Here is a 23,398-nt window from a genome sequence, read left to right on the forward strand (position 1 = left end):
GAGTGTCTAGTGTTTGCCAACCTGTTGATCATCCTCGCCTCGTCCCTCGTGGTGATTGCCCTGTTCCGTCGCCTGCGACTGCCACCGGTATTGGGTTACCTGTGCGTGGGATTGCTGGTCGGGCCGAGTGCATTCGATTGGGTCAACGAAAGCGAACATCTGCCCGATGTGGCTGAACTGGGCGTGGTGTTCCTGCTGTTTTCGCTGGGTCTGGAGTTTTCCCTGTCGAAAATGATTGCGCTGCGCCAGGTGGTGTTTCGCCTGGGCAGTCAGCAGGTGATGATCACAGCGGTGCTGTTGGGTCTGCTGTTGATGCTGCTGGGGATGCCGATGACGCCCGCTCTTTTGCTCGGTGCCGGACTGTCGTTGTCGTCCACGGCGATCGTCACCAAGGAGCTGGGCAGCCTCGGTGAGGTGTTCAGCAGCCACGGCCAGAATGCCGTCGGCGTTTTGCTGTTCCAGGACGTGGTTGCGGTACTGCTGCTGACCCTGGTGCCGGTGTTCGCCGGAAGCAGTGATCAGGCCTGGTACTGGGCACTGCCACTGACCCTGGCGAAAACCGTGGTGCTGTTTGTCGGGCTGCTGCTCGCCAGTCGCTGGCTGTTGCCTCGGCTGTTCCATGAAGTCGCCGCCTCGCGCTCGGCAGAACTGTTTGTGCTATTGGCGCTGGTGATTGTGCTGCTGACCGCATGGCTCACCCACCTGCTCGGCTTGTCCCCTGCACTGGGCGCATTTCTCGCCGGCATGCTGCTTGGCGAAAGCCATTACCGGCATCAGATCGAAGCCGATATCCGGCCCTTCCGCGACATTCTGCTCGGGGTGTTTTTTGTCAGCATCGGCATGCTGATCGACCTGCAATTGTTCGTCAGTCACAGCCTCTTGATCCTCGGCCTCACCCTCGGTTTGATGGTGATAAAGGGCATCGTGGTGGCGCTGCTGGTGAAGTGGCGCGGCAGTGACAGTGAAACGGCATGGCGCAGCGGTCTGGCCTTGGCTCAGGGTGGCGAATTCTGTTTTGCGCTGATGGCGCAGATGCAGCAAAACAATCTGATGCCTGCCGAGTTGGGCGCTCTGTTGCTCGCGGCGACATTCTGCTCGATGCTGCTGACACCGCTATTACTGCGCGCGGCGCCACGCATTGCTTTGGCCCTGCACCGCAAGCCCAATCAGGAAGCACAGATCGAGGAGATCAGCGCGCTGAATGCCGACCTCGACAAGCATGTGGTGATTTGCGGATACGGGCGCGTCGGCCAATCCATCGGGCGCTTCATGCGTAACGCGAAGCAGCCTTATATCGCCCTGGACAACGACCCGGTGCGAGTACAGGAAGCGGCCGCCGGGGAAAGTGACGTGCATTACGGCGATTCTTCACGCGCCGATCTGCTCACCGCCGTCGGCCTCTTGCGCGCACGTTTGCTGGTGATTGCCGTGGACCAGAGCGACATCGCCTTGCGCATCCTCAAGGAAGCCCGCCGCCTCAATGCGCATGTGCCGATCCTGGTGCGCACCCGCGACGACAGCCAATGGGCCGAACTGAAAGCCGCCGGCGCCACCGAAGTGGTGCCGGAGCTGTTGGAGTCGAGCCTGATGCTCGCCTCGCACGCGCTGATCATGCTCGGTCTGCCGGCGCATCAAGTGCAGGAGAAAGTCGATCAGGTGCGCATCGATCGCTATCGTCTGCTGCACGGTTTTTATCCGGGGGCCGACGATGAGGAAACCTAATCCTGACTCACGGCACCGATCTTGTGCAGCGACAGGTCAGCGCCGTAATACTCTTGTTCCTGACTCAGGCGCAGCCCATGCAGCGCCTTGATCACACCGTAAACCACAAAGCCACCGATCAGCGCTACCGCGACGCCGAGCGCGGTGCCGATCAGCTGGCTGATCAGGCTGACGCCGCCGAGGCCGCCAAGTGCGGTCTTGCCGAAAATACCGCAGGCGATCCCGCCCCACACACCGCACAAGCCGTGCAACGGCCACACACCCAATACATCATCGATGCGCCATTTGACCTGCGCCGCGGTGAAGCACCAGACAAACAGCGCACCGGCAATGCCCCCGGTCACCAGAGCGCCGACAGGATGCATCAGATCGGAACCGGCGCAGATCGCCACCAGACCGGCCAAGGGGCCGTTATGCAGAAACCCCGGGTCGTTGCGCCCGACGATCAACGCCGCCACCGTGCCGCCAACCATCGCCATCAACGAATTGACCGCTACCAGGCCGCTGACACCTTGCAAGGTCTGCGCACTCATCACGTTGAAGCCAAACCAGCCGACAATCAGAATCCACGAACCCAGCGCCAGAAAAGGAATACTCGACGGCGCGAAGGCCACCAACCGGCCATCGCGATAACGCCCATTGCGCGGGCCGAGCAACAATACCGCCGCCAGCGCCAGCCAGCCGCCCATGGCGTGTACCACTACGGAACCGGCGAAGTCATGGAACGCCGCCCCGAACTGCGCCGTCAGCCAGGCTTGCAGGCCGAAGTTGCCGTTCCAGATTATCCCTTCGAAAAACGGATAGATGAATGCCACGATCAATGCCGTCGCGCACAACTGCGGAACGAAGCGCGCACGTTCGGCAATGCCGCCGGAAATGATCGCCGGGATGGCTGCGGCAAAAGTCAGCAGGAAGAAAAACTTCACCAGCCCATAGCCATGATCGGCGCTCAGGACGGCAGCCGGCTGCATGAAGGTCACGCCGTAGGAGATCCAGTAGCCTATAAAGAAATAGGCCAGGGTCGAGACGGCAAAATCGCTGAGGATTTTCGACAACGCGTTGACCTGATTTTTCTGCCGAACCGTGCCGACTTCGAGGAAGGCGAAGCCGGCGTGCATCGCCAGCACCATCACCGCGCCGATCAAGATGAACAACGTATTGGAGCTGTGAACCAGAGTCTCCACAGCGCTTTGCAGATTTTCCATAAAGAGGCAGACCTGAAAGGTAAAAAAGCACCAAAGCAGTTCATGCGGGCATTTCATGCACCAAGTTGCGACCACGCAGTCACGGATCCGCAGGTCCGATGAACCGCTTTGGCGCACAAGGTCGATGTCCTGACACGAACCGGGATTATTTGAGTTAAGGTTTTGCGGCTTGCACGCCCGGCAACAGCGCACGACTATCGGGCAACGCACCACGACATAGCAAAAGCTGTACCAGTCATTTGTACTGAACCTTCGCGCAAGGCTCATACTCGAACGCTTCAGACGCCACTTACGGAGATCCAAACATGGCCAGCATCAAGGCAAAGACTGCTCAAGACATTCTGATGAACGATTTCCAGACACTGGTTGCCGACACCGAACGGTTGCTCGAACACACCGCCACTCTGGCCGGTGATCAGGCGGATGAGCTGCGTGAGCAGATCCACGAAAGCCTGTTGCGGGCACGGGAAACCCTGAAGCTGACCGAAGAAACCGTACGCGAACGCGGTCAGGCTGCGGTCACCGCCACCGAAGATTACGTATCGGCCAACCCTTGGCAGTCCGTCGGCATCGCGGCCGGTGTCGGCTTCCTGATTGGCCTGCTGGCTACTCGGCGCTGATCATGTCGATCGGTGAATCCGGCCCGACTGCGGGCACCGCATCCTCCACGCGGCGTCTGGGCGCCGCCGTTCTTGGCTTGTTGCACAGCCATGTCGAGTTGTTCGGCATCGAGTTGCAGGAGCAGAAAGCACGCACCGTCAGCCTGTTGCTGTTTGCGGGTCTGGCGCTGGTGTTTGCCCTGCTGTTGCTGGTCGGTTTGTCGACCTTGGTACTGATCGTGTTCTGGGACACCTATCGCCTGCCCGCGATCATTGGCCTGTGCGTGTTCTATACCCTGGCGGCGGCCTTCTGCGGCTTGCGTTTGAAGGCTGCGGTTTTCGATGAATCCTCGCCCTTCCATGGCACTCTGGAAGAATTGGCCAATGATCGGGAGCGCCTGCTGCCATGAGCCTGCCTGAACTTCCACACAACAGCTCGCGCCGGGAAATGCGCAAGGCGCTGATTCGTCTGCGCATGGAAATGCATCGGCAGGAAATTCGTCATGAAGCCGGGCAAGTGCTGCAACCCCTGCAGCGCATGCGCGGCATGACGCAAAACCTGCAAGGTGGTTTCGGCATCAAACACGCCCCGCTGTGGGGAGTGGCCGCTGTCACGCTGCTGGGTTTTATCACCGGCAAGGGCGCGAAAAGTGGCGGTGTCGGTGGACTGACGCGGTTGGTTCGTCTCGGCACCAGCCTCGGGCCGCTGATCAGATTGGTCATGCAGAGTTCGGGCAAGCGCTGACCTGACGCATCTGGCTACATTCTTGCAATGACGGCGGGATGAACCTCTTTATCCAGAGGTTCAATCCCGTGCGCCTACCCGGTCGACGGGGTTCAGTCAGAACAAGAACGACTAAGGAGGCCCCGTGATCGACGGGCAACCGCTCGCCTGCTTTCAACCTTTCATAGATACCGCCACCGGACGCATTGCTGGCGTCGAAGCGTTGGGCCGCCTGCGCCAGGCCGATGGGCAACTGACGTCAGTCGGGCCGCTGTTTGCCGACCCGCGCACGCCGGCCATCGCTTTGCGTCGCCTCGACCGGCAGATTCGTGACAACGCCCTCAGCCGTTTGCACGAAGCCCCGGCGGACTGGTTTCTCAGTTTGAACATGTCGCCGCGCTGGATCAGCCGCCTGCGTTCCGACCAAGCACTGCCCAGCCTCAAGCAGATGGCGCGGCACGGCGTCGATCCACAACGCATCGTGTTTGAAATCACTGAACTGGGCGGCAACAGCCAACGCCTGGCCGAAGTGGTGGCGCGGTATCGCGAGGCTGGTGCGCGAATCGCCATTGATGATTTTGGTGCCGGTTATTCGCAACTCGATCGCGTGCTGGCGCTGCAACCGGACATCCTCAAACTCGACATGCGCCTGTTTCAGGCCGCAGCCCTCGGCGGACCGAGCAGCGACGTGGTCAAGGCCCTGGCGCAGATGGCCGAGAAGACCGGCTGCTGGATCATTGCCGAAGGGGTCGAGACCGAGGCCCAACTGAATTTCGCGCTGGAGTGCGGGTCGCGTTATGTGCAGGGTTTTCTGTTCGCCCGGGCACAAGAGGCGTTTTACCCCACTGAAGCGTTCGTGCACCGCTTCGCTGAACTGCGCCAACGCTATGTCCGGCAGAAACTGGCAGAACGCGGGCGTTTGATGCAAATGCGCCAGCAACTCGGCGAGTTGATGACGATCCTGCAAAGTTGGGCCCAGGCCCATGCGCCGCTCAGCGCATTGCCACAACTGGAGGCCTTCCCATGGCTGCTGCGGTTTTATCAGTGCGACCGCCACGGTACGCAACTGACGCCTAACCTGGAATGGCGCCATAACGGCTGGATCGCCGATGACCGCTATCTGGGGCACAACTGGTCATGGCGGCCGTACTTCTACCATTTGCTCGCCGAAGGCTGGGAAGAGCGTCGCCTGACCCTCTCAAACACCTACCGCGATGCCACCAGCAACCAGTATTGCCTGACGGCCGGGCAGTTCTTCGACAATGGCGAACGCCTGCTGCTGATCGACATTGATGCAGCGGGATTGTAGTTCCGCTTGCAGGTGCAAGGCCGAACCCGGAAGCTAGGGCAATTCAGCCATCAGACGGAGAGAATCAGCCTTGGATTGGCATACCCTGCTCAACCGCGAACGCCTCGGAAAGCCGCTGCACAGCCCGCAAGAACTCGGCCGCAGCCCTTTTCACAAAGATCACGACCGCATCATCTTCTCCGGCGCTTTCCGTCGCCTGGGACGCAAGACGCAAGTCCACCCGGTGACCAGCAACGATCACATCCACACGCGTCTGACCCATTCGCTGGAAGTCAGTTGTGTCGGCCGTTCACTGGGCATGCGCGTTGGTGAAACCCTGCGCGGCGCCCTGCCGGAATGGTGCGACCCCAGCGATCTGGGCATGGTCGTGCAATCGGCATGTCTGGCTCACGACATCGGCAATCCACCATTCGGCCATTCCGGTGAAGACGCCATTCGCCACTGGTTTCAACAGGCCGCCGGGCGCGGCTGGCTGGACGGCATGAGCGAAGCCGAGCGCGGTGACTTCCTCAATTTCGAAGGCAATGCCCAGGGTTTTCGGGTGCTCACTCAGCTTGAGTACCATCAGTTCGACGGCGGTACCCGCCTGACCTACGCCACCCTCGGCACTTATCTGAAATACCCGTGGACCGCCCGTCACGCCGACTCTCTCGGCTACAAGAAACACAAGTTTGGCTGCTATCAGAGCGAACTGCCATTGCTTGAGCAGATCGCTCACAAACTGGGTCTGCCACAACTGGAAGACCAGCGCTGGGCGCGCCACCCGTTGGTGTACCTGATGGAGGCTGCCGACGATATCTGCTATGCGCTGATCGACCTCGAAGATGGTCTCGAGATGGAGTTGCTGGAGTACGCCGAAGTCGAATCGCTGCTACTCGGGCTGGTCGGCGATGACTTGCCGGAAACCTATCGTCAACTGGGTCCGCAGGATTCGCGGCGGCGCAAACTGGCGATCCTGCGCGGCAAGGCCATTGAGCATCTGACCAATGCGGCGGCGCGAGCCTTCGTCGAGCAACAGGACGCACTGCTCGCTGGCACCTTGCAGGGGGATCTGGTCGAGCATATGCATGGCCCGGCCAAACGCTGCGTGCTGAACGCCAAGGACATTGCCCGCAAGAAAATCTTTCAGGACAAACGCAAAACCCTGCACGAAATCGGCGCTTACACGACGCTGGAGATTCTGCTCAATTCGTTCTGCGGTGCAGCGCTGGAACAACACAACGGGCGCACCCCATCGTTCAAGAGCCGTCGTATCCTCGATTTGCTTGGCAACAACGCACCGGATCCACAGGGTTCATTGCACACGTCCTTTTTGCGCATGATCGATTTCATTGCCGGCATGACCGACAGTTACGCCAGCGACATGGCGCTGGAAATGACCGGTCGCTCCAGTCACTGATCAAACAATATTCAACTGGCCGGCAAGATCGGCCAGTTGACTACATTACAATCACTTGCAACGTCCGATATTAGAGTCGCCGCTCGCGTTTTCAGCGATTTGATGACGCAATGTAACTACATGATACAAACAACAAACTTTCCAGCAGCCACAAGCTTTAAACACCTACGAAAAAGTCTGTCATAGCCAGCATTTGCAAAACATTCAAAGCGAACTATAAACCGCTGCAAATCCCGCACTTCCTTACGTCGAACCTAGTTTGACCGTAGTCCCTTTCCTCATTAATTGTAGGATTAATCCGATAGCACGACTGAAGCGATGTCAGTTCATGCGAGTGCTCATTCATCTGAGCTAAGGTGCGCGCTTTATTCGTGCTTGTATGGGATTTGATTATGAACTCCGTTTTTATTGTCGACGATCACCCGGTCATCCGTCTCGCCGTTCGCATGCTGCTCGAACATGAAGGTTATAAGGTCGTCGGTGAAACCGATAATGGGGTCGATGCCATGCAGATGGTGCGCGAGTGCATGCCAGACCTGATCATTCTCGATATCAGCATCCCCAAACTCGACGGCCTGGAAGTGTTGGCCCGCTTCAACGCAATGAGTTCGCCATTGAAAACCCTGGTGCTGACGGCCCAATGCCCGACCTTGTTCGGTATTCGCTGCATGCAATCCGGCGCTTCCGGTTATGTCTGCAAGCAGGAAGACTTGAGCGAGTTGGTCAGTGCGATAAAAGCGGTACTTTCCGGTTACAACTATTTCCCAAGTCAGGCATTGAATCCGGTTCGCAGTGACGACATTCGTTATACGGAGCTGGAACTCTTCAAGTCCGTCAATGATCGCGAATTGATGGTTTTGCAATTGTTTGCCCAGGGTCGCACCAACAAGGAAATCGCCAAGGGCATGTTTCTCAGCAATAAAACCGTCAGCACCTATAAAAAACGCCTGATGCAAAAACTCAAAGCCAAATCCCTTGTAGAACTTATCGAGATGGCCAAACGCAACGCACTCGTGTGAGACCCCGCATGCCCAGTCGTTTAAAGGACTATTTAATGACATTGATCGCCGGCCTGTGCCTGAGCGCCAATGTGTTCGCCATGCCGGTTGCTTCACCGGGCTATGCCTTGCTCAGCCGATCGGCGAGCGAGTCAGTGCCCGTCGCGTTCGAACAGTCTCAACGACAGTGGCTGCAAACCCGTAGTGAGCTGATATTGGGCACTTCCGCGCCGGACTATCCCCCCTTCGACATGACCGTCAGCGGACACGATTATGAGGGCCTGACCGCCGACTATGTCGGCCTGCTCAGTCAAAGCACCGGTTTGCCGATCCGGGTCAAACGCTTTCCCTCGCGCGATGCCGCGATTCGCGCACTGGTCGACGGTCAGGTTGACCTTCTCGGTACGGCGAACGGCTATGAAGCGAATAACGCCAACCTCGCGCTTTCCGCACCCTACGCCAATGATCAGCCCGTGCTCGTCACCCGCGAAGACGATACCCGCTCCCTGACGAATGGGCTCGCTGGATTGCGCTTGAGCATGGTGTATCACTACCTGCCCTTGCACGAGGTCAAGGCGCTGTATCCCAAAGCGCTCATTACTTGCTACCCCTCCTACCAGAATGCAATCAACGCCGTCGCGTTCGATCAGGCCGATGTGTTTCTCGGCGACACCATTTCCACCCACTACATGATCAACAAGGGCTACCTGAACAACGTGCGCATGGCCAATTTCGGCAAGCAGGACGCTCACGGATTCAGTTTCGCCATACGTCGCAACAACCCGCAGTTGCTCGACATCGTCAACACCGTGCTCAACGCCGTGCCACGCAGCGAACGCGAGAACATTGCCAAACGCTGGAGCGCTGGCAGCGACCTGCTGCTGACCGATCAAAAGCTGCAACTGACCGAACGTGAAGAAACCTGGCTCAAACAGCACCCCGTGGTGAAAGTGGTCGTGAACGAGGCTTATGCGCCGCTGACGTTCTTCGACAGTGGCGGCAATTTTCGCGGGATCAGCGCCGATCTGCTTGAACTGATCCGCCTGCGCACCGGCCTGCGTTTCGAGATCCATCGCAGTCGAAACGACGCCGAAATGATCAGACAGATTGACAGCCATCAGGCCGATCTCATCGCTGCTTTGCTACCCACTGCCGAGCGGGAGAAAACCCTCGATTTCAGTCGACCCTATCTGGAAAACTCTTATGTCCTGCTGACGCGCAAGAGCGCCGACAGCCCGACAAACCTGGGTCAGCTCAAAGGCAAACAACTGGCAATCGCCCAAGGCAACCCGATGGTCGAATACCTGCGACGCGAGTTTCCACGGATCCAGTTGATCGAAACAGCAGACACCTTCAGCGCTGTCTCGCTCCTTGCCGAAGGTCATGTCGACGGCGCGGTGAATTCACTGGTGATCGCCAACTACTTCATTTCTTCGCGGATCTTCGAGCGAGCGCTCCAGATCACTACCACCATTGGCACCGGTCAGGCTGCGTTTTCTCTGGTCACCGCACGGGACAACACCGACCTGGGTTCGATCATCAACAAAGCGTTACTGAGCATTTCCCCGGAAGAACTGGGCGTGATCAATGGCCGCTGGCGCGGTTACTCCACCGCTTCGCAAAACATCTGGCGCAATTACCAGCGCCAGTTCTATCAAGTGATTATCGGCGCCTGCCTGCTCCTGCTGCTCTTGCTGGCCTGGAATGCCTACATGCGACACCAGATCAAGCAACGCAAGGCCGCCGAACGGGCCTTGAACGACCAGTTCGAATTCATGCGCTCGCTGGTCAATGGAACGCCGCATCCGATTTACGTCCGCGACCGCCAGGGTCTGCTGCAAAGCTGCAACGACAGCTACCTCGAAGCGTTCAATGCCAAGCGTGAGGACGTTATCGGCAAAAGCGTCATTCAAGGCACCTTGAGCAACGCCTTCGAAGCTCACGCCTTCCACGCCGATTATCAGCGAGTGGTTGCCGAAGGCACGCCGCTGCTGCTCGACCGACCGCTGCACATCGGCAACCGGCGCCTGACGATCTATCACTGGATACTTCCCTATCGCGATTCCAGCGGCGATGTGCAAGGCATCATCGGTGGCTGGATCGACATCAGCGAACGCCGTCAGCTGTTCGAAGAGTTACGCACCGCCAAGGAGCAGGCCGACGAGGCCAATCGCGCGAAAAGCACGTTCCTGGCCACCATGAGCCACGAAATCCGCACTCCGATGAATGCCGTGATCGGCATGCTCGAACTGACTCTGAGACGCATGGATCAACAGCATCCGGATCGCTCCTCGATCGACACCGCCTACCATTCGGCCAAGGATCTGCTCGGGCTGATCGGCGATATTCTCGACATCGCACGGATCGAGTCCGGTCGCCTGAGCCTGTGCCCGGAGCGAGTCAATCTGGTCGACACGGTGACGTCCGTCGCGAGGATCTTCGACGGCCTCGCCCGGCAGAAGAATCTCGCCCTGCAAGTCATCTTCAATCCGCCGGATATGGCGGTCGATGTTCATCTTGATCCGTTGCGCTTCAAGCAAGTGCTGTCGAACCTGGTGAGCAATGCCATCAAATTCACCGAACAAGGCCACATCAGGATTACCGTGGATCTCATGACCACCGACATGACTGAGCGCGCGCTGATGCAACTGAGCGTTCAGGACAGCGGTATCGGGATTGCCGCAGAGGATCAGCAGCGCTTGTTCGAACCCTTCGCCCAAGCGGAAAACAGCCATCAGCAGGCCCGCAGCGGCGCAGGGCTGGGGCTGGTCATCAGTCGCAACCTGTGCGAAATGATGGGAGGTCAGTTGCAGTTGAGCAGCCAACCCGGCATAGGCACGCAAGTCTGTGTTTCGCTGCCGCTGGAAACCTTGCCTGCACAAGTCAGCACAGCCAAGGACGAGCCCTCGATAAAGACATCCCAGACGCCCCTGCGCGTGCTGGTGGTGGACGACCATCCGGCCAACCGGTTGTTGATGTGCCAACAACTGGAGTTCCTCGGCCATCACTTCAGCATCGCCGAAAACGGCTGTAGCGGGCTGAAACTGTGGCAGGAAGGTGGCTTCGATCTGGTGATTGTCGACTGCAACATGCCGTTGATGAATGGCTATGAACTGACTCGCGCCATTCGCCAGCAGGAGCTGCAGAACCGCTGCCCACCCTGCATCGTGCTGGGCTTCACGGCCAACGCCCAACCCGAGGAAATCCAGCGTTGCAAACAGGCCGGCATGAACGATTGCCTGTTCAAACCCTTGAGCCTGAGTCTGCTTAGCCAGTGGGTCGATGGCATCACCCCGGCGTCTCGCCCCCCCGTTTTCAACCTGCAAAGCCTGAACATGTTGACCGGCGGCAGTCCTGCGCAGGCCAAACGACTGTTGGTTGAACTGCTCAAAAGCAGCCGTCTCGATCGCCAGGAACTGCTCGGACTGTCACCACAGCAGGATCGCGGCGCGTTGGCGGTGGTCGCCCACAAGATCAAGGGGGCGGCGCGCATCGCCCAGGCAGTGCGCGTGATCGAATGTTGCGAGGCCCTTGAACAAGCCTGTGCACAGGCAATGGACACCGATGAGATCAATCGCCGTTGCGAGGCGAGCAACCGGGCGATGGTCGAACTGGAGCAAGCCTTGCAGCAACAATTGGCATCGTCTGATCAAGGCGCAATGAGCTTGCCTTAACTATGCTTTGGCGCTGAGCAGTGAGTTAAACCATCATGGAGAACCGGAAATGCCCAGCCCACTGCGCCCGGAACAACGCCGGTTCCCGCTGCACGTGCACATCAGTGTCATGTTCACCTTTCTCCTGCTGCTCACGGGCGTGGTGCTGGGACTGTTCAATTACCGCCAGACAACGCAGATCATCCTGTCGAGCAGCGAGAAGCTGTTCGACAGGATCGAACAGGACGTGCGCCTGGACATGTCCGCGACCTATCAACCGATCCGGCACTTGCTCAGCCTGCTGGCAGACAACCCCGCGACCCAGGCTGCGCGCCTCGAACAACGCTTGCCGTTGCTCAGGCCGTTCAGCCAGTCGCTCACGGACAACCCGAACCTCGCCTCGTTGTACCTGGGGTATGCCAATGGCGATTTCTTCATGGTCCGCCCATTGCGCAGCACCGCCCTGAAGACGCTGCTCAAAGCTCCGGACGCAGCGGCGTATCAGGTCTGGAGCATCGAGCATGGCCCGCAAGGCAACCTGCGCTCGCAATCGCTGTTCTTCGATCAGGCACTGACGCTGATCAGCCGCCAGGACAATCCCGAGGAACCCTACGATCCGCGCAGCCGCGCCTGGTTCGTCAATGCCCGTCAGCACAGCGAACAGATCACCACCGAACCCTACGTGTTTTTCTCCACCCACAATGTCGGTACGACCCTGGCCCGGCGCAGTGGCGAGAATGCGGTGATCGGCGCCGACCTGACACTGGCCACCCTGTCTGCCACCTTGAGCAAACATGTGGTGACGCCGTCCACCGAAATCGCCCTGTTCGATGCCGACGGCAATGCCGTGGCCTACCCCGACAGTCGCCGTCTGATCGTCGATGACAGCACCGCGCATCTGGCCAAAGCGGCCGACTTGAGCCCGAGTCTGCACGCGCTGCTGTCCGGTGCACGCACGGGCAATCGCCTTGAAGCGGCTGGCCGCCAGTGGATTGTGGCCCGCAGCAGCATTGCCGAAGGCGGTCCGAAAGGCCTGCAATTGGCGTTGCTGGTGCCGGAGGACGAACTGCTGGTCGACGCCTATCGCATGCGCTGGCAGGGCGCGCTGATCACCTTGGCCACCTTACTGCTGTGCCTGCCATTGGGCTGGGTGATCTCGCGGATTCTGGTCAAGCCGTTGCACGCATTGGTCAAGGAAGCCGACGCAATCCGCAGTTTCGACTTCAATTTCCCGCTGACCCGACGCTCGCCGGTGCTGGAAGTCGACCAATTGAGCGTGTCGATGGCGCGCATGAAAGACACGCTGGCGAGTTTCTTCCGCATCACTGACACCCTCGGCGCCGAAACCCGATTCGCCCCGCTGCTGCAACGGGTGCTGTTCGAAACGGTGCAGATTGCCCAGGCACAGGCCGGACTGATTTATCTGCGAGAAAACGACGGTACGCGCATGGAACCTTACGGTCTGGTGATCGATGGCATACCGCATGCACCGGAGGCGTTCGAGATCCAGGGTCACGATCTGCAAAACAGCAAAGGCCCGGTGTGGTTCGAGCAGTTGGTCGGCAGCAACAATGTAGTCAGCAACTTTGGCGTTGATCAGGCCGGTGACCTGCAGAAAGTCTTGTTCGCGATGGCCTCGCCCCGCGTACATCTGATCGGCATTCGCCTGCACAACCGCCATGACCAAACCATCGGCCTGCTGATCCTGCTGGTCAACGACAGCGGCACCGCGGCCGATCTGGAAAAACTGCGACCCGACCGCATCGCTTTCCTGCAAGCAGTGTCCGGCGCCGCCGCAGTCAGCATCGAGAGCCAGCGCCTGCAAGCCCGGCAGAAGCAACTGCTCGATGCTTTCATTCAGTTGCTCGCCGGCGCCATCGACGCCAAGAGCCCGTATACCGGCGGGCATTGCCAGCGCGTGCCGGAACTGACCCTGATGCTCGCCCAGGCAGCTGCGGCGAGTCAGGCGCCCGCCTTCAGTGCCTATCAGCCCACCGAAGACGAGTGGGAGGCCCTCCACATTGCCGCGTGGTTGCATGATTGCGGCAAGGTCACGACGCCGGAGTATGTGGTCGACAAGGCGACCAAACTGGAAACCATCAACGACCGCATCCACGAGATCCGCACGCGTTTCGAAGTGCTCAAGCGCGATGCCTGGATCAGTTACTGGCAGGCACTGGCTCTGGGTGGAGACGAACTGTCAATTGCCGCATTGCGCGATGCGACCCTGACGGCACTGGACGAGGACTTTGCCTTTGTTGCCCGTTGCAACCTGGGCAGTGAAGCGATGGCCGAGGCCGATCTGCAACGACTGAATGATCTGTCCCAGCGCACCTGGATGCGCACCCTGGATGACCGCCTGGGCGTGTCGTGGGAAGAAAACCGGCGTCAGGCGCTAACACCCGCGCCGACCTTGCCAGTCAGCGAAAAGCTGCTCGCAGACAAGCCCGAACATCTGCTCGAACGTGACAGAAACGAGTTGATCCCGGAAGACAATCCGTGGGGGTTCAAGCTGGACGTGCCGCGTTACAAATATAATCGCGGTGAGTTGTACAACCTGAGCATCACCCGCGGCACGCTGACCCGCGAAGAGCGCTACATCATCAATCACCATATGGTGCAGACGATCATGATGCTCAGCCACCTGCCCTTCCCCGGCCACCTCGACAGCATTGCCGAGATCGCCGGTGGTCATCATGAAAAAATGGACGGCACCGGTTACCCGAAACGCCTCAAGCGCGAAGAAATGAGCCTGCCGGCGCGGATGATGGCGATTGCCGATATTTTCGAGGCACTGACCGCGGCCGATCGCCCGTACAAAAAAGCCAAGACATTGAGCGAAGCGTTGGGGATCATGGCGACCATGTGCCGCGAGGCGCACATCGACGCGCAGCTGTTCGGACTGTTCATCAGCGATGGCGTGTACATGCAGTACGCCGTGCGTTTTCTCGATCCCCGGCAGATCGATGCCGTGGACCCGGCCAGCCTGCTGCACAAGGCTGGCCTTGCCGCGTGATCAGCAATCGGTCAGACGCAGGAAAATCGCCGCCAGTTGCTCGATACCGGCCTGATCATCCGCGCCGAAACGGGCGATCTTCGGGCTATCGAGATCGAGCACGCCGATCAGACGCCCCTCTTTGACCAACGGCACCACCAGTTCACTGTTCGAGGCACTGTCGCAGGCGATATGACCGGGAAACGCATGCACGTCTTCAACCCGCTGCGTCTGCAGGCTGGCCGCGGCAGCGCCACAGACACCGCGACCGAACGGAATGCGCACACAAGCGATCTGGCCCTGGAACGGGCCGAGCACCAGTTCTTCGTTGCGATTGAGGTAAAAACCGGCCCAGTTCAGATCATCGAGCTGGTTAAACAGGAATGCCGAAAACTGCGCGGCGTTGGCGATGAAATCGCGCTCGTCCGCCAACAGCGATTCCAGTTGTGCGGCCAACATGCCATAGCCTTCGAGGCCCTGGCCGCTTTGTTGCAAATCAATCATGCCTTGTGCTCCAACAATTTCAGTCCCACCCAGTAACGGGCGAATTGGTACGCGCAACGTCCGTTGCGATTACCGCGGCCGGTGGCCCAACGTACGGCGAGGATATCCAGTGCTTCGTCACGCTGCCAACTCAGGCCGGCCTTGGCGGCCAACTGGCCGATCCAGTGCTCGACGACATTCAGGAAGTGCTCTTGAGTAAACGGGTAAAACGACAACCACAGACCAAAGCGGTCCGACAGCGCGATCTTGTCTTCCACCGCTTCGCTGGGATGCAGTTCGCCATCGACGCGCTTCCAGTTCTCGTTGTCGCTTTCCTTCTCCGGCACCAGATGGCGACGGTTGGAAGTGGCGTACAGCAAAACGTTGTCCGGTGCCTGCTCCAGCGAGCCGTCGAGCACGCTTTTGAGCACACGGTAATCGCCTTCCCCGGATTCGAACGACAGGTCATCGCAGAACAACACAAAACGTTGCGGCAGTTTGGCGATCTGCTCGACCACTCGCGGCAAGTCGGCCAGGTGATCGCGCTCGATCTCGATCAGCCGCAGGCCTGCGCCGGCATGTTCCGCGAGCAATGCGCGTACCAGCGAGGATTTGCCGGTACCGCGCGAACCCCAGAGCAACGCGTGGTTCGCCGGCATGCCATCGAGAAACTGCTGGGTATTGCGGCCCAGTTGCTCCAGTTGCCGATCAACGCCGATCAGGTCGGACAGGCGCATGTCGAGGCTGACTTCCAGTGGCAGCAGGTACCCGCTGCGGCCGTCACGCTGCCAACGCGCGGCCAGACAAGTGCCCCAGTCGATCACCGGGCGCGGTGCCGGCAACAGCGGTTCGATCCGCGCCAGAACCGACTCGGCGCGTTCAAGAAAAGCATTCAATCGGGAATCCACGTCTTCTCCTCGGGCACGTTCACAGTAATGATGACGATCCAGCGACGACACGCAGATCAAAATTCTCGCCCCGCGCCTTGTTACAAGGCGATTCGGGAACCTCGGTATCGATACATGATCGACTATGCTTGAGCAGCGAAGGGAAACGGAAGTGGTTCAACACCCCATGGATATCAAATTCACCCACCGGCTGTCGTACAAGCAAGCCAGGCTTACTGTGCTGGTCGGGTTCATTCTGGGCACGCTGCTCAGCCTGCTGCAAATCGGCATCGATTATGCCAGTGAAGACGCCTCCATCAACCGTGAAATCCTGTCTTTGCTGGAAATCAGCCATAACCCGGCATCACGCATCGCCTACAACATCGATGCCGAACTGGCTCAAGAACTCACGTTGGGCCTGTTGCGTTCCCCGGCCATCATTTCTGCGCAACTGACCGACAACAACAATACCGTGCTGGCCAGCGTCAAACGTCCCGAGCTGCAAAGCGGCTATCGGCTGATCAGCGACTTCCTGTTCGGCGCCAAGCGCCAATTCGAAGATCGCCTGTATCTGGATCATCTGCCCAATGAATCGCTGGGAGTCCTGAGCCTTGAGGTTGACACCTATGCGTTCGGCAGCCGCTTTCTGCGTCGCGCCGAAGTCACCCTGCTCAACGGTTTCGCCCGCAGCCTGATCCTCACCGGCATCCTGTTGGCGCTGTTCTACGTGATGTTGACCAAACCGCTGGTGCGGGTGATCCGCGAACTCAGCGGGCGTGATCCGCGCAGCGCCGAACCGACCACGCTGGAATGCCCGAGCGGCCACGCCAATGATGAAATCGGCGTACTGGTCAAAGTCGCCAATCAGCAATTCGAGAACATCGCCACCGAGATCCAGCAGCGACGCAATGCCGAAAACCGTCTGACCGACTACCTCGGCCAACTGGAAAACATCGTTTCGGCGCGAACCGCCGAACTCAAGGCGATCAACGCCCGGCTCAGCCAGTCCAATCAGGAACTCGAAGTCGCCCGCAGCACCGCGCTGGAAATGGCTGAAGCACGCTCGGCATTTCTCGCCAACATGAGTCACGAGATCCGTACACCGCTCAACGGTCTGCTGGGGATGATCGCGCTGTCGCTCGACGGGCCACTGAATGCCGAACAGCAGCAACAACTGTCGATCGCCCACGACTCAGGCAAGGTGCTGGTGGAGTTGCTCAACGACATTCTCGACCTGTCGAAATTCGACGCAGGGCAACTGGAGCTTGAGCACATTCCCTTCGATCTCGGCTCATTGATCGAAGACACCGCCAACCTGCTGTCGCAGAACGCGGCACCCAGCGTCGAGTTGACCTGCCTGATCGATCCGCACTTTCCGGCGCTGGTGCTGGGCGATCCCACCCGGGTTCGGCAGATCGTCAGCAATCTGCTGTCCAACGCTCTGAAATTCACCCGTTTCGGCCGGGTGGATGTGCGCTTGTCGACCTACAAGGATGGCGTACGCATCGAGGTCTGCGACACCGGTATCGGCATCGCGCAGGAAGCCCAGGTGAAAATCTTCCAGCCGTTCACCCAGGCGGGTGCCGGCATCACCCGCCAGTACGGCGGCACCGGGCTGGGACTGGCCCTGACTTACAACCTTTGCGAAGCGATGCAGGGGCGCCTGACCATCAGCTCCGAGACCGGCTTCGGCAGCCAGTTCTGCGCCGAACTGCCACTGCCCTGCCATACCCGCGCTCTGCCGCCGACGCAGCTGCACGGCAAAGTTCTCGCCATTACCGCAGCCAGCAGCGGTCTGGCGGAGTTGCTCCGCAGTCTGCTGCCGGTCTGGGGACTTGAATACGAACAACGCACGATCGACGACTCGCTGTTGGGGCTGACGCCAGATGTGCTGATTACCGATTGTCCGGAGTGCCTGTTCGGGCTGCGTCCAACCCTCACCGCGCCCATCTTGCTGGTGACTGCCTATGGCAGTTTTCTGCCCAGCGAAGAAGCGGCGGCGCTCGCCCCTCTGCAGCAACAGGCGCGACCGTTGGCGCGTAATGCGCTCTACCAGAATCTGCGACGGACCCTGCATCCCGAGGTCGCCACCATCAACGATACGCAGTTGGAAACGACGCCATTGGTACGCCGCGGAAAAGTGCTGCTGGTCGAGGACAACCCGGTCAATCAACTGGTGGCCAAAGGCATGCTCGGTAAACTCGGCTGTGATGTCGTCGTCGCCGCCCATGGCGCCGAAGCGCTGGATCAACTGGAGTATCACGCCTTCGATCTGGTGCTGATGGACTGCAATATGCCGGTGATGGACGGCTACGAAGCGAGCCGGCAAATCCGCCAGAGCGGACGCTGGCCAAACCTGCCGATCGTTGCCCTGACCGCCAACGCCATGTCCGAAGAACGCGAGCGCTGCCGGGCGGCGGGCATGAGCGACTATCTGGCCAAGCCGTTCCGCCGTGAAGAATTGGCGGCCTTGCTGGATCAGTGGATTGCGCCTACGACAGCGCCTTGATCTGCCCGAGCAGTTGATCGAGACCGTCGCGCAAGGCATTGAGCTGGTCCAGGTCCACCCCGCTGTCGCAAAGCAATCGCGCCTTGAGCGGCCCGACCTGTTCGCGAAGTGCCAGCCCGGCAGGCGTCAGACTCAGATGCACTTCACGCTCATCACGCGCCGAACGCTGACGCTGAACCAGTTGCAACTGCTCCAGGCGCTTGAGCAACGGCGTCAGCGTGCCGGAGTCCAGCGCCAGACGCTCACCCAAGGCCTTGACCGTCGGCTGCTCCGGCGCACTGTCCTGCCACTCCCACAACACCAGCATGGCCAGGTATTGCGGGTACGTCAGGCCGAGCTGATCGAGCATCGGCTTGTAGCCACGAATCACCGCCCGCGAAGCGGCGTACAACTTGAAGCACAACTGACTGTCGAGCTTCAGCGAATCAACCGACAGTTTATTCATTTGAGCAGAGCTTCGATCTCGCGGCTCAGATCCTGCGGCTTGGTAGCAGGGGCAAAGCGCTTGACCAACTGGCCATCCTTGCCGATCAGGAACTTGGTGAAGTTCCACTTGATGCCTTGCGAGCCGAGCACGCCCGGAGCACGTTTTTTCAGTTGTACGAACAGCGGATGGGCGCCTGCACCGTTGACTTCGATCTTCTTGAACAGCGGGAAGCTGACGCCGTAGTTCAGCTCACAGAACTCGCTGATCGCGCCCTCGTTGCCCGGCTCCTGTTTGCCGAACTGGTTGCACGGGAAACCCAGTACCACCAGGCCCTGATCCTTGTAGGTCTGCCACAACTCTTCCAGACCTTTGTATTGCGGAGTGAACCCGCACTTGCTGGCGGTGTTGACCACCAGCACCGCTTTGCCAGCGTAATCGGCGAGGGTCTTTTGCTCGCCCTTGATATTGGTGACAGGGATATTCAGAAGGTTGTCGCTCATGGGTCGGCTCCGCGGGTTATCGGGAAAGGCCAAACATAGCGAGCAATTAAATTGTGCGCAATTTAATTATCCGAAAGGCGACCCGCAGGTCGCCCACTCAATTACTCGCGGGGTTCGAGATTCAGGCACACCGAATTGATGCAATAGCGCAAACCGGTCGGCGCCGGGCCGTCCGGGAACACGTGCCCCAAGTGTGCATCGCAGCGGGCGCATTTCACTTCGGTACGGATCATGCCGTGGCTGGTGTCGCGGATCTCGGTCATGGCACTTTCACCGATCGGCGCGTAGAAGCTCGGCCAGCCGCAGCCGGAATCGAATTTGGTCTTCGAGTCGAACAGCGCTTCGTTGCAGCAGACACAGTGATAGACACCATCGGTCTTGGTGTCGTTGTATTTGCCGGAGAACGGTCGCTCGGTGGCGCTCAGACGGCACACGTTGTACTGCTCGGGGTCGAGCATGGCTTTCCATTCTTCCAGGGTTTTTTGCAACTTTTCCATCATCACACCTCAGCGGCTGAAAAAGCCCGATCTGTACCTTTTCCACGGATCGGGCGGCACGTATGATTGCGCCTCGTCACGCGCCAGTCTGGCAGCCAGACCGGGCGCATTCAAACGGATTCTCGGCGCCAAGGCGCAAGATTTCGCCTGTGTGAAGACGCAGGAATCCCAGTACGGTTGTCCATCCGCCGCCTGGATCGTTCATTTTCGGGATCACATCGCCATGCAGTTCAGCAAATCGAACAAGCTCGCCAACGTCTGCTACGACATTCGCGGCCCGGTGCTCAAGCACGCCAAACGTCTGGAGGAGGAAGGTCAGCGCATCCTCAAGCTGAACATCGGCAACCCCGCGCCGTTTGGTTTCGAAGCGCCGGACGAAATCCTTCAGGATGTGATCCGCAACCTGCCGACCGCGCAAGGCTACAGCGACTCCAAAGGCCTGTTCAGCGCGCGTAAAGCGGTGATGCAGTACTACCAGCAAAAAAATGTTGAAGGTGTCGGCATCGAAGACATCTACCTGGGTAACGGCGTGTCCGAGCTGATCGTGATGTCGTTGCAGGCCCTGCTCAACAACGGCGACGAAGTGCTGGTGCCGGCCCCGGATTATCCGCTATGGACCGCTGCCGTGAGTCTGGCCGGTGGTAACGCCGTGCATTACCTGTGCGACGAAGGCGCCGACTGGTTCCCGGACCTGGCCGACATCAAGGCCAAGATCACTCCGAACACCAAGGCGATGGTGATCATCAACCCGAACAACCCGACCGGCGCGGTGTATTCGAAGGAAGTGTTGCTGGGCATGCTGGAACTGGCCCGTCAGCACAATCTGGTGGTGTTCTCCGACGAGATCTACGACAAGATTCTGTATGACGACGCCGTACACATCTGCACCGCTTCGCTGGCCCCGGACCTGCTCTGCCTGACCTTCAACGGTCTGTCGAAGTCCTATCGCGTGGCCGGTTTCCGCTCCGGCTGGATCGCGATTTCCGGGCCGAAACACAATGCCCAGAGCTACATCGAAGGCATCGACATGCTCGCCAACATGCGCCTGTGTGCCAACGTGCCGAGCCAGCATGCGATCCAGACCGCGCTTGGCGGTTATCAGAGCATCAACGATCTGGTGTTGCCGCAGGGCCGCCTGCTGGAACAGCGCAATCGCACCTGGGAGCTGCTCAACGACATTCCGGGCGTGAGCTGCGTCAAACCGATGGGCGCACTGTATGCGTTCCCGAAGATCGACCCGAAGGTCTGCCCGATCCACAACGACGAGAAATTCGTCCTCGACCTGCTGCTCTCCGAGAAATTGCTGGTGGTGCAGGGCACCGCGTTCAACTGGCCGTGGCCAGACCACTTCCGCGTCGTCACCCTGCCCCGCGTCGATGATCTGGAAATGGCTATCGGTCGTATCGGCAACTTCCTCAAGTCCTACCGCCAGTAACTGCCCATCAGTGCGCAACGGCCCGAACGTTGCGCACTGTCTGATTCAGCAACACTTCTGCGTTCCCCGCCTCCGCGCGCCTTCTACACTTGCGATTCGTACCCGTCACTTGCGTCTGACGCAATGGCGACGGGTCGCGGCTGTCCGTCGTCCGTGTCGGAGTCTGTCGTGGGAAATGGGTCGTGCGCCGAGGAAACCGCTGTAGGACACAGTTTGAAATAGTCACTCGGTTGAATAGCCCGGTGCAGCACCTTATATACCCCGCAGTACGCTACATCTTTAGCTTGAGGAGATTTCTACAACCATGATGCGCATCCTGCTGTTTTTGGCCACTAACCTGGCGGTCGTGCTGATAGCCAGCATCACCCTGAGCCTGTTCGGCTTCAACGGGTTCATGGCGGCCAACGGGGTTGATCTCGACCTCAGTCAGCTGCTGGTTTTCTGTGCGGTCTTTGGTTTCGCCGGCTCGCTGTTCTCGCTGTTCATCTCCAAGTGGATGGCGAAGATGAGCACCGGCACCCAGATCATCAGCCAGCCACGTACCCGGCATGAGCAATGGCTGCTGCAAACTGTCGAGCAACTGTCCCGCGAAGCCGGGATCAAGATGCCCGAAGTCGGTATATTCCCGGCCTACGAAGCAAATGCCTTCGCCACTGGCTGGAACAAGAACGACGCACTGGTCGCGGTCAGCCAGGGCCTGCTCGAACGCTTTTCGCCAGACGAAGTGAAAGCCGTGCTGGCCCACGAAATCGGTCACGTGGCCAACGGTGACATGGTCACTCTGGCGCTGATCCAGGGCGTGGTGAACACCTTCGTGATGTTCTTTGCGCGGATCATCGGCAACTTCGTCGACAAGGTGATCTTCAAGAACGAAGAAGGTCAGGGCATCGCCTATTACGTGGCAACCATTTTCGCTGAACTGGTCTTGGGCATCCTGGCCAGCGCGATCGTCATGTGGTTCTCGCGCAAACGCGAATTCCGCGCCGACGAAGCCGGTGCTCGCCTGGCCGGTACCAGCGCAATGATTGGCGCTCTGCAGCGTCTGCGCGCCGAACAGGGCCTGCCGGTACACATGCCGGACACCCTGAATGCGTTTGGCATCAACGGTGGCATCAAACAGGGCTTCGCCCGCATGTTCATGAGCCACCCACCGCTGGAAGAGCGTATTGACGCCTTGCGTCGTCGCGGTTGATTCAACCGATGTAACAATGAAAAAGGCCCGCAGTGATGCGGGCCTTTTTTGTGGGCTTGATTAACGGGATGTTCCTGATGGCCCAATCGCTGATTAGCCATCTCCCACAGGGTCCAGGAGGTTTTCAGTATTTCCGATACACCACAGATCACTGTGGGAGCTGGCTTGCCAGCGATGGGGCCGGCAATTCCAGTAAAATTCTACCGCCCGGAAACCCGATAAACCCGCTCCTCCAGCCGCGTCACGCCAGCCTGCAAGAACTTCCAGCTCTCGCCCAGCACATCCTGCTCTTCCAGCTTCTGGACCTGCCAGTCATTCCCAAGCAAGCGCTGCACCTCAGCATCCGGCACGGCAAACGGTGGCCCGGGCATCTTCGCCTGATCGTAGTCCAGCGTAATCAGCAAACCCTGCAAGCATTCCGGCAAGATACTCAGCAAATGCGCCGCATATTGCTCACGCATCGCTGGCGGCAACGCGATCAACGCGGCGCGGTCGTACAGCGCCGTGCAATGAGCGACATCCTCGGCCTTTAACGCAAAGACATCACCGCACCACAACTCGATAGCTCCCGCGCGATAGACCTTGAACGCGCCGCCTTCGCTGACTTCAGGTTGCAAATGCTGCTCGCTGAAAAAATCCTCGACGGCCTTTTCCGACAGTTCGATGCCCAGCACCTGATGGCCGCGCCCGGCCAGCCACAGCAAATCCAGACTTTTCCCACACAACGGCACCAGCACGCGAGCCTGCGCTGCAACCGCCAGATCCGGCCAGTGCCGCTGCAAATACGGGTTGACCTCGGGCTGATGAAAGCCGATCTGGTTCGATTCCCACTTCTTGTGCCAAAACTCAGGCTGCATGTATCAC

The 23,398-nt window shown here is 59.3% G+C and carries 19 protein-coding genes; 12 read left to right on the forward strand and 7 right to left on the reverse strand.

Features of this window, described 5'->3' with window-relative positions; genetic code table 11:
- The first annotated feature begins 9 nt into the window (after positions 1-9).
- Positions 10-1,722, forward strand: coding sequence for a monovalent cation:proton antiporter-2 (CPA2) family protein (locus ACIONG_RS12155; RefSeq protein ID WP_103304768.1), 1,713 nt, complete (start codon positions 10-12; stop codon positions 1,720-1,722).
- On the opposite strand, the gene ACIONG_RS12160 is transcribed toward ACIONG_RS12155, so the two are convergent.
- On the reverse strand, positions 1,719-2,927 hold the full coding sequence (locus ACIONG_RS12160) for an ammonium transporter (RefSeq protein WP_401299600.1): 1,209 nt from the start codon (positions 2,925-2,927) through the stop codon (positions 1,719-1,721). The genes ACIONG_RS12155 and ACIONG_RS12160 overlap by 4 nt on opposite strands.
- A 305-nt stretch (positions 2,928-3,232) precedes the next feature.
- On the opposite strand from ACIONG_RS12160, the gene ACIONG_RS12165 reads away from it, so the two are divergent.
- The 8 genes from ACIONG_RS12165 to ACIONG_RS12200 all read left to right on the forward strand — a co-directional run bounded on the left by ACIONG_RS12165 (position 3,233) and on the right by ACIONG_RS12200 (position 14,625).
- Positions 3,233-3,547 carry a YqjD family protein gene (locus ACIONG_RS12165; RefSeq protein ID WP_103304766.1) on the forward strand — a complete coding sequence of 105 codons (315 nt, stop codon included), beginning with the start codon at positions 3,233-3,235 and terminating at the stop codon, positions 3,545-3,547.
- Positions 3,548-3,549: 2 nt separating this feature from the next.
- A complete protein-coding gene (locus ACIONG_RS12170; RefSeq protein WP_103304765.1) occupies positions 3,550-3,936 on the forward strand; it encodes a phage holin family protein in 387 nt (128 codons plus the stop codon).
- Positions 3,933-4,271: a hypothetical protein gene (locus ACIONG_RS12175; RefSeq protein WP_103304764.1), complete on the forward strand. Its 339-nt coding sequence runs from the start codon at positions 3,933-3,935 to the stop codon at positions 4,269-4,271. The genes ACIONG_RS12170 and ACIONG_RS12175 overlap by 4 nt, the downstream gene beginning before the upstream one ends.
- A gap of 124 nt (positions 4,272-4,395) precedes the next feature.
- Positions 4,396-5,559 carry an EAL domain-containing protein gene (locus ACIONG_RS12180; protein ID WP_401299605.1) on the forward strand — a complete coding sequence of 388 codons (1,164 nt, stop codon included), beginning with the start codon at positions 4,396-4,398 and terminating at the stop codon, positions 5,557-5,559.
- A gap of 70 nt (positions 5,560-5,629) precedes the next feature.
- The gene (locus ACIONG_RS12185) at positions 5,630-6,958 is read left to right on the forward strand and encodes a deoxyguanosinetriphosphate triphosphohydrolase (protein WP_103304762.1); all 1,329 of its coding nucleotides are present in this window, start codon (positions 5,630-5,632) and stop codon (positions 6,956-6,958) included.
- 392 nt (positions 6,959-7,350) lie between these two features.
- A complete protein-coding gene (locus ACIONG_RS12190) occupies positions 7,351-7,977 on the forward strand; it encodes a response regulator transcription factor (protein ID WP_103304761.1) in 627 nt (208 codons plus the stop codon).
- 8 nt (positions 7,978-7,985) lie between these two features.
- The gene (locus ACIONG_RS12195) at positions 7,986-11,630 is read left to right on the forward strand and encodes a transporter substrate-binding domain-containing protein (RefSeq protein ID WP_401299609.1); all 3,645 of its coding nucleotides are present in this window, start codon (positions 7,986-7,988) and stop codon (positions 11,628-11,630) included.
- 49 nt (positions 11,631-11,679) lie between these two features.
- Positions 11,680-14,625: an HD domain-containing phosphohydrolase gene (locus tag ACIONG_RS12200; RefSeq protein ID WP_401299613.1), complete on the forward strand. Its 2,946-nt coding sequence runs from the start codon at positions 11,680-11,682 to the stop codon at positions 14,623-14,625.
- Here the strand turns inward: ACIONG_RS12200 and ACIONG_RS12205 are convergent, their stop codons facing one another.
- On the reverse strand, positions 14,626-15,108 hold the full coding sequence (locus ACIONG_RS12205; protein ID WP_401299616.1) for a GAF domain-containing protein: 483 nt from the start codon (positions 15,106-15,108) through the stop codon (positions 14,626-14,628). It abuts the gene before it with no gap.
- On the reverse strand, positions 15,105-15,995 hold the full coding sequence (locus tag ACIONG_RS12210) for an ATP-binding protein (protein WP_103304757.1): 891 nt from the start codon (positions 15,993-15,995) through the stop codon (positions 15,105-15,107). Before ACIONG_RS12210 ends, ACIONG_RS12205 begins: the two co-directional genes overlap by 4 nt.
- 166 nt (positions 15,996-16,161) lie before the next feature.
- Here ACIONG_RS12210 and ACIONG_RS12215 point away from each other — a divergent pair, with 166 nt between their 5' ends.
- Positions 16,162-18,483, forward strand: a complete 2,322-nt coding sequence (locus ACIONG_RS12215) for a response regulator (RefSeq protein WP_315445873.1) — start codon at positions 16,162-16,164, stop codon at positions 18,481-18,483.
- Here the strand turns inward: ACIONG_RS12215 and ACIONG_RS12220 are convergent.
- From ACIONG_RS12220 to msrB, 3 genes are all read right to left on the reverse strand, one after another.
- On the reverse strand, positions 18,467-18,928 hold the full coding sequence (locus ACIONG_RS12220) for a MarR family winged helix-turn-helix transcriptional regulator (protein WP_103304755.1): 462 nt from the start codon (positions 18,926-18,928) through the stop codon (positions 18,467-18,469). The two genes, ACIONG_RS12215 and ACIONG_RS12220, sit on opposite strands and share 17 nt — an antisense overlap.
- Positions 18,925-19,410, reverse strand: coding sequence for a glutathione peroxidase (locus ACIONG_RS12225; RefSeq protein ID WP_315445871.1), 486 nt, complete (start codon positions 19,408-19,410; stop codon positions 18,925-18,927). Before ACIONG_RS12225 ends, ACIONG_RS12220 begins: the two co-directional genes overlap by 4 nt.
- A gap of 101 nt (positions 19,411-19,511) precedes the next feature.
- Positions 19,512-19,907 carry a peptide-methionine (R)-S-oxide reductase MsrB gene (gene msrB / locus ACIONG_RS12230; protein WP_103304829.1) on the reverse strand — a complete coding sequence of 132 codons (396 nt, stop codon included), beginning with the start codon at positions 19,905-19,907 and terminating at the stop codon, positions 19,512-19,514.
- A gap of 223 nt (positions 19,908-20,130) precedes the next feature.
- Between msrB and ACIONG_RS12235 the strand changes: the two genes are divergently transcribed.
- Together ACIONG_RS12235 and htpX are read left to right on the forward strand one after the other, a co-directional pair.
- On the forward strand, positions 20,131-21,342 hold the full coding sequence (locus tag ACIONG_RS12235) for a pyridoxal phosphate-dependent aminotransferase (RefSeq protein WP_103304753.1): 1,212 nt from the start codon (positions 20,131-20,133) through the stop codon (positions 21,340-21,342).
- A 304-nt stretch (positions 21,343-21,646) separates the two neighbouring features.
- Positions 21,647-22,534, forward strand: a complete 888-nt coding sequence (gene htpX, locus ACIONG_RS12240) for a protease HtpX (RefSeq protein WP_007908619.1) — start codon at positions 21,647-21,649, stop codon at positions 22,532-22,534.
- 200 nt (positions 22,535-22,734) lie between these two features.
- Here the strand turns inward: htpX and ACIONG_RS12245 are convergent, their stop codons facing one another.
- Complete coding sequence (locus ACIONG_RS12245) at positions 22,735-23,391, reverse strand: thiopurine S-methyltransferase (protein WP_401299625.1); 657 nt, start codon at positions 23,389-23,391, stop codon at positions 22,735-22,737.
- Positions 23,392-23,398 lie beyond the last annotated feature (7 nt).

This window comes from Pseudomonas sp. NPDC087817, from assembly GCF_044742875.1.
GTDB lineage: Bacteria > Pseudomonadota > Gammaproteobacteria > Pseudomonadales > Pseudomonadaceae > Aquipseudomonas.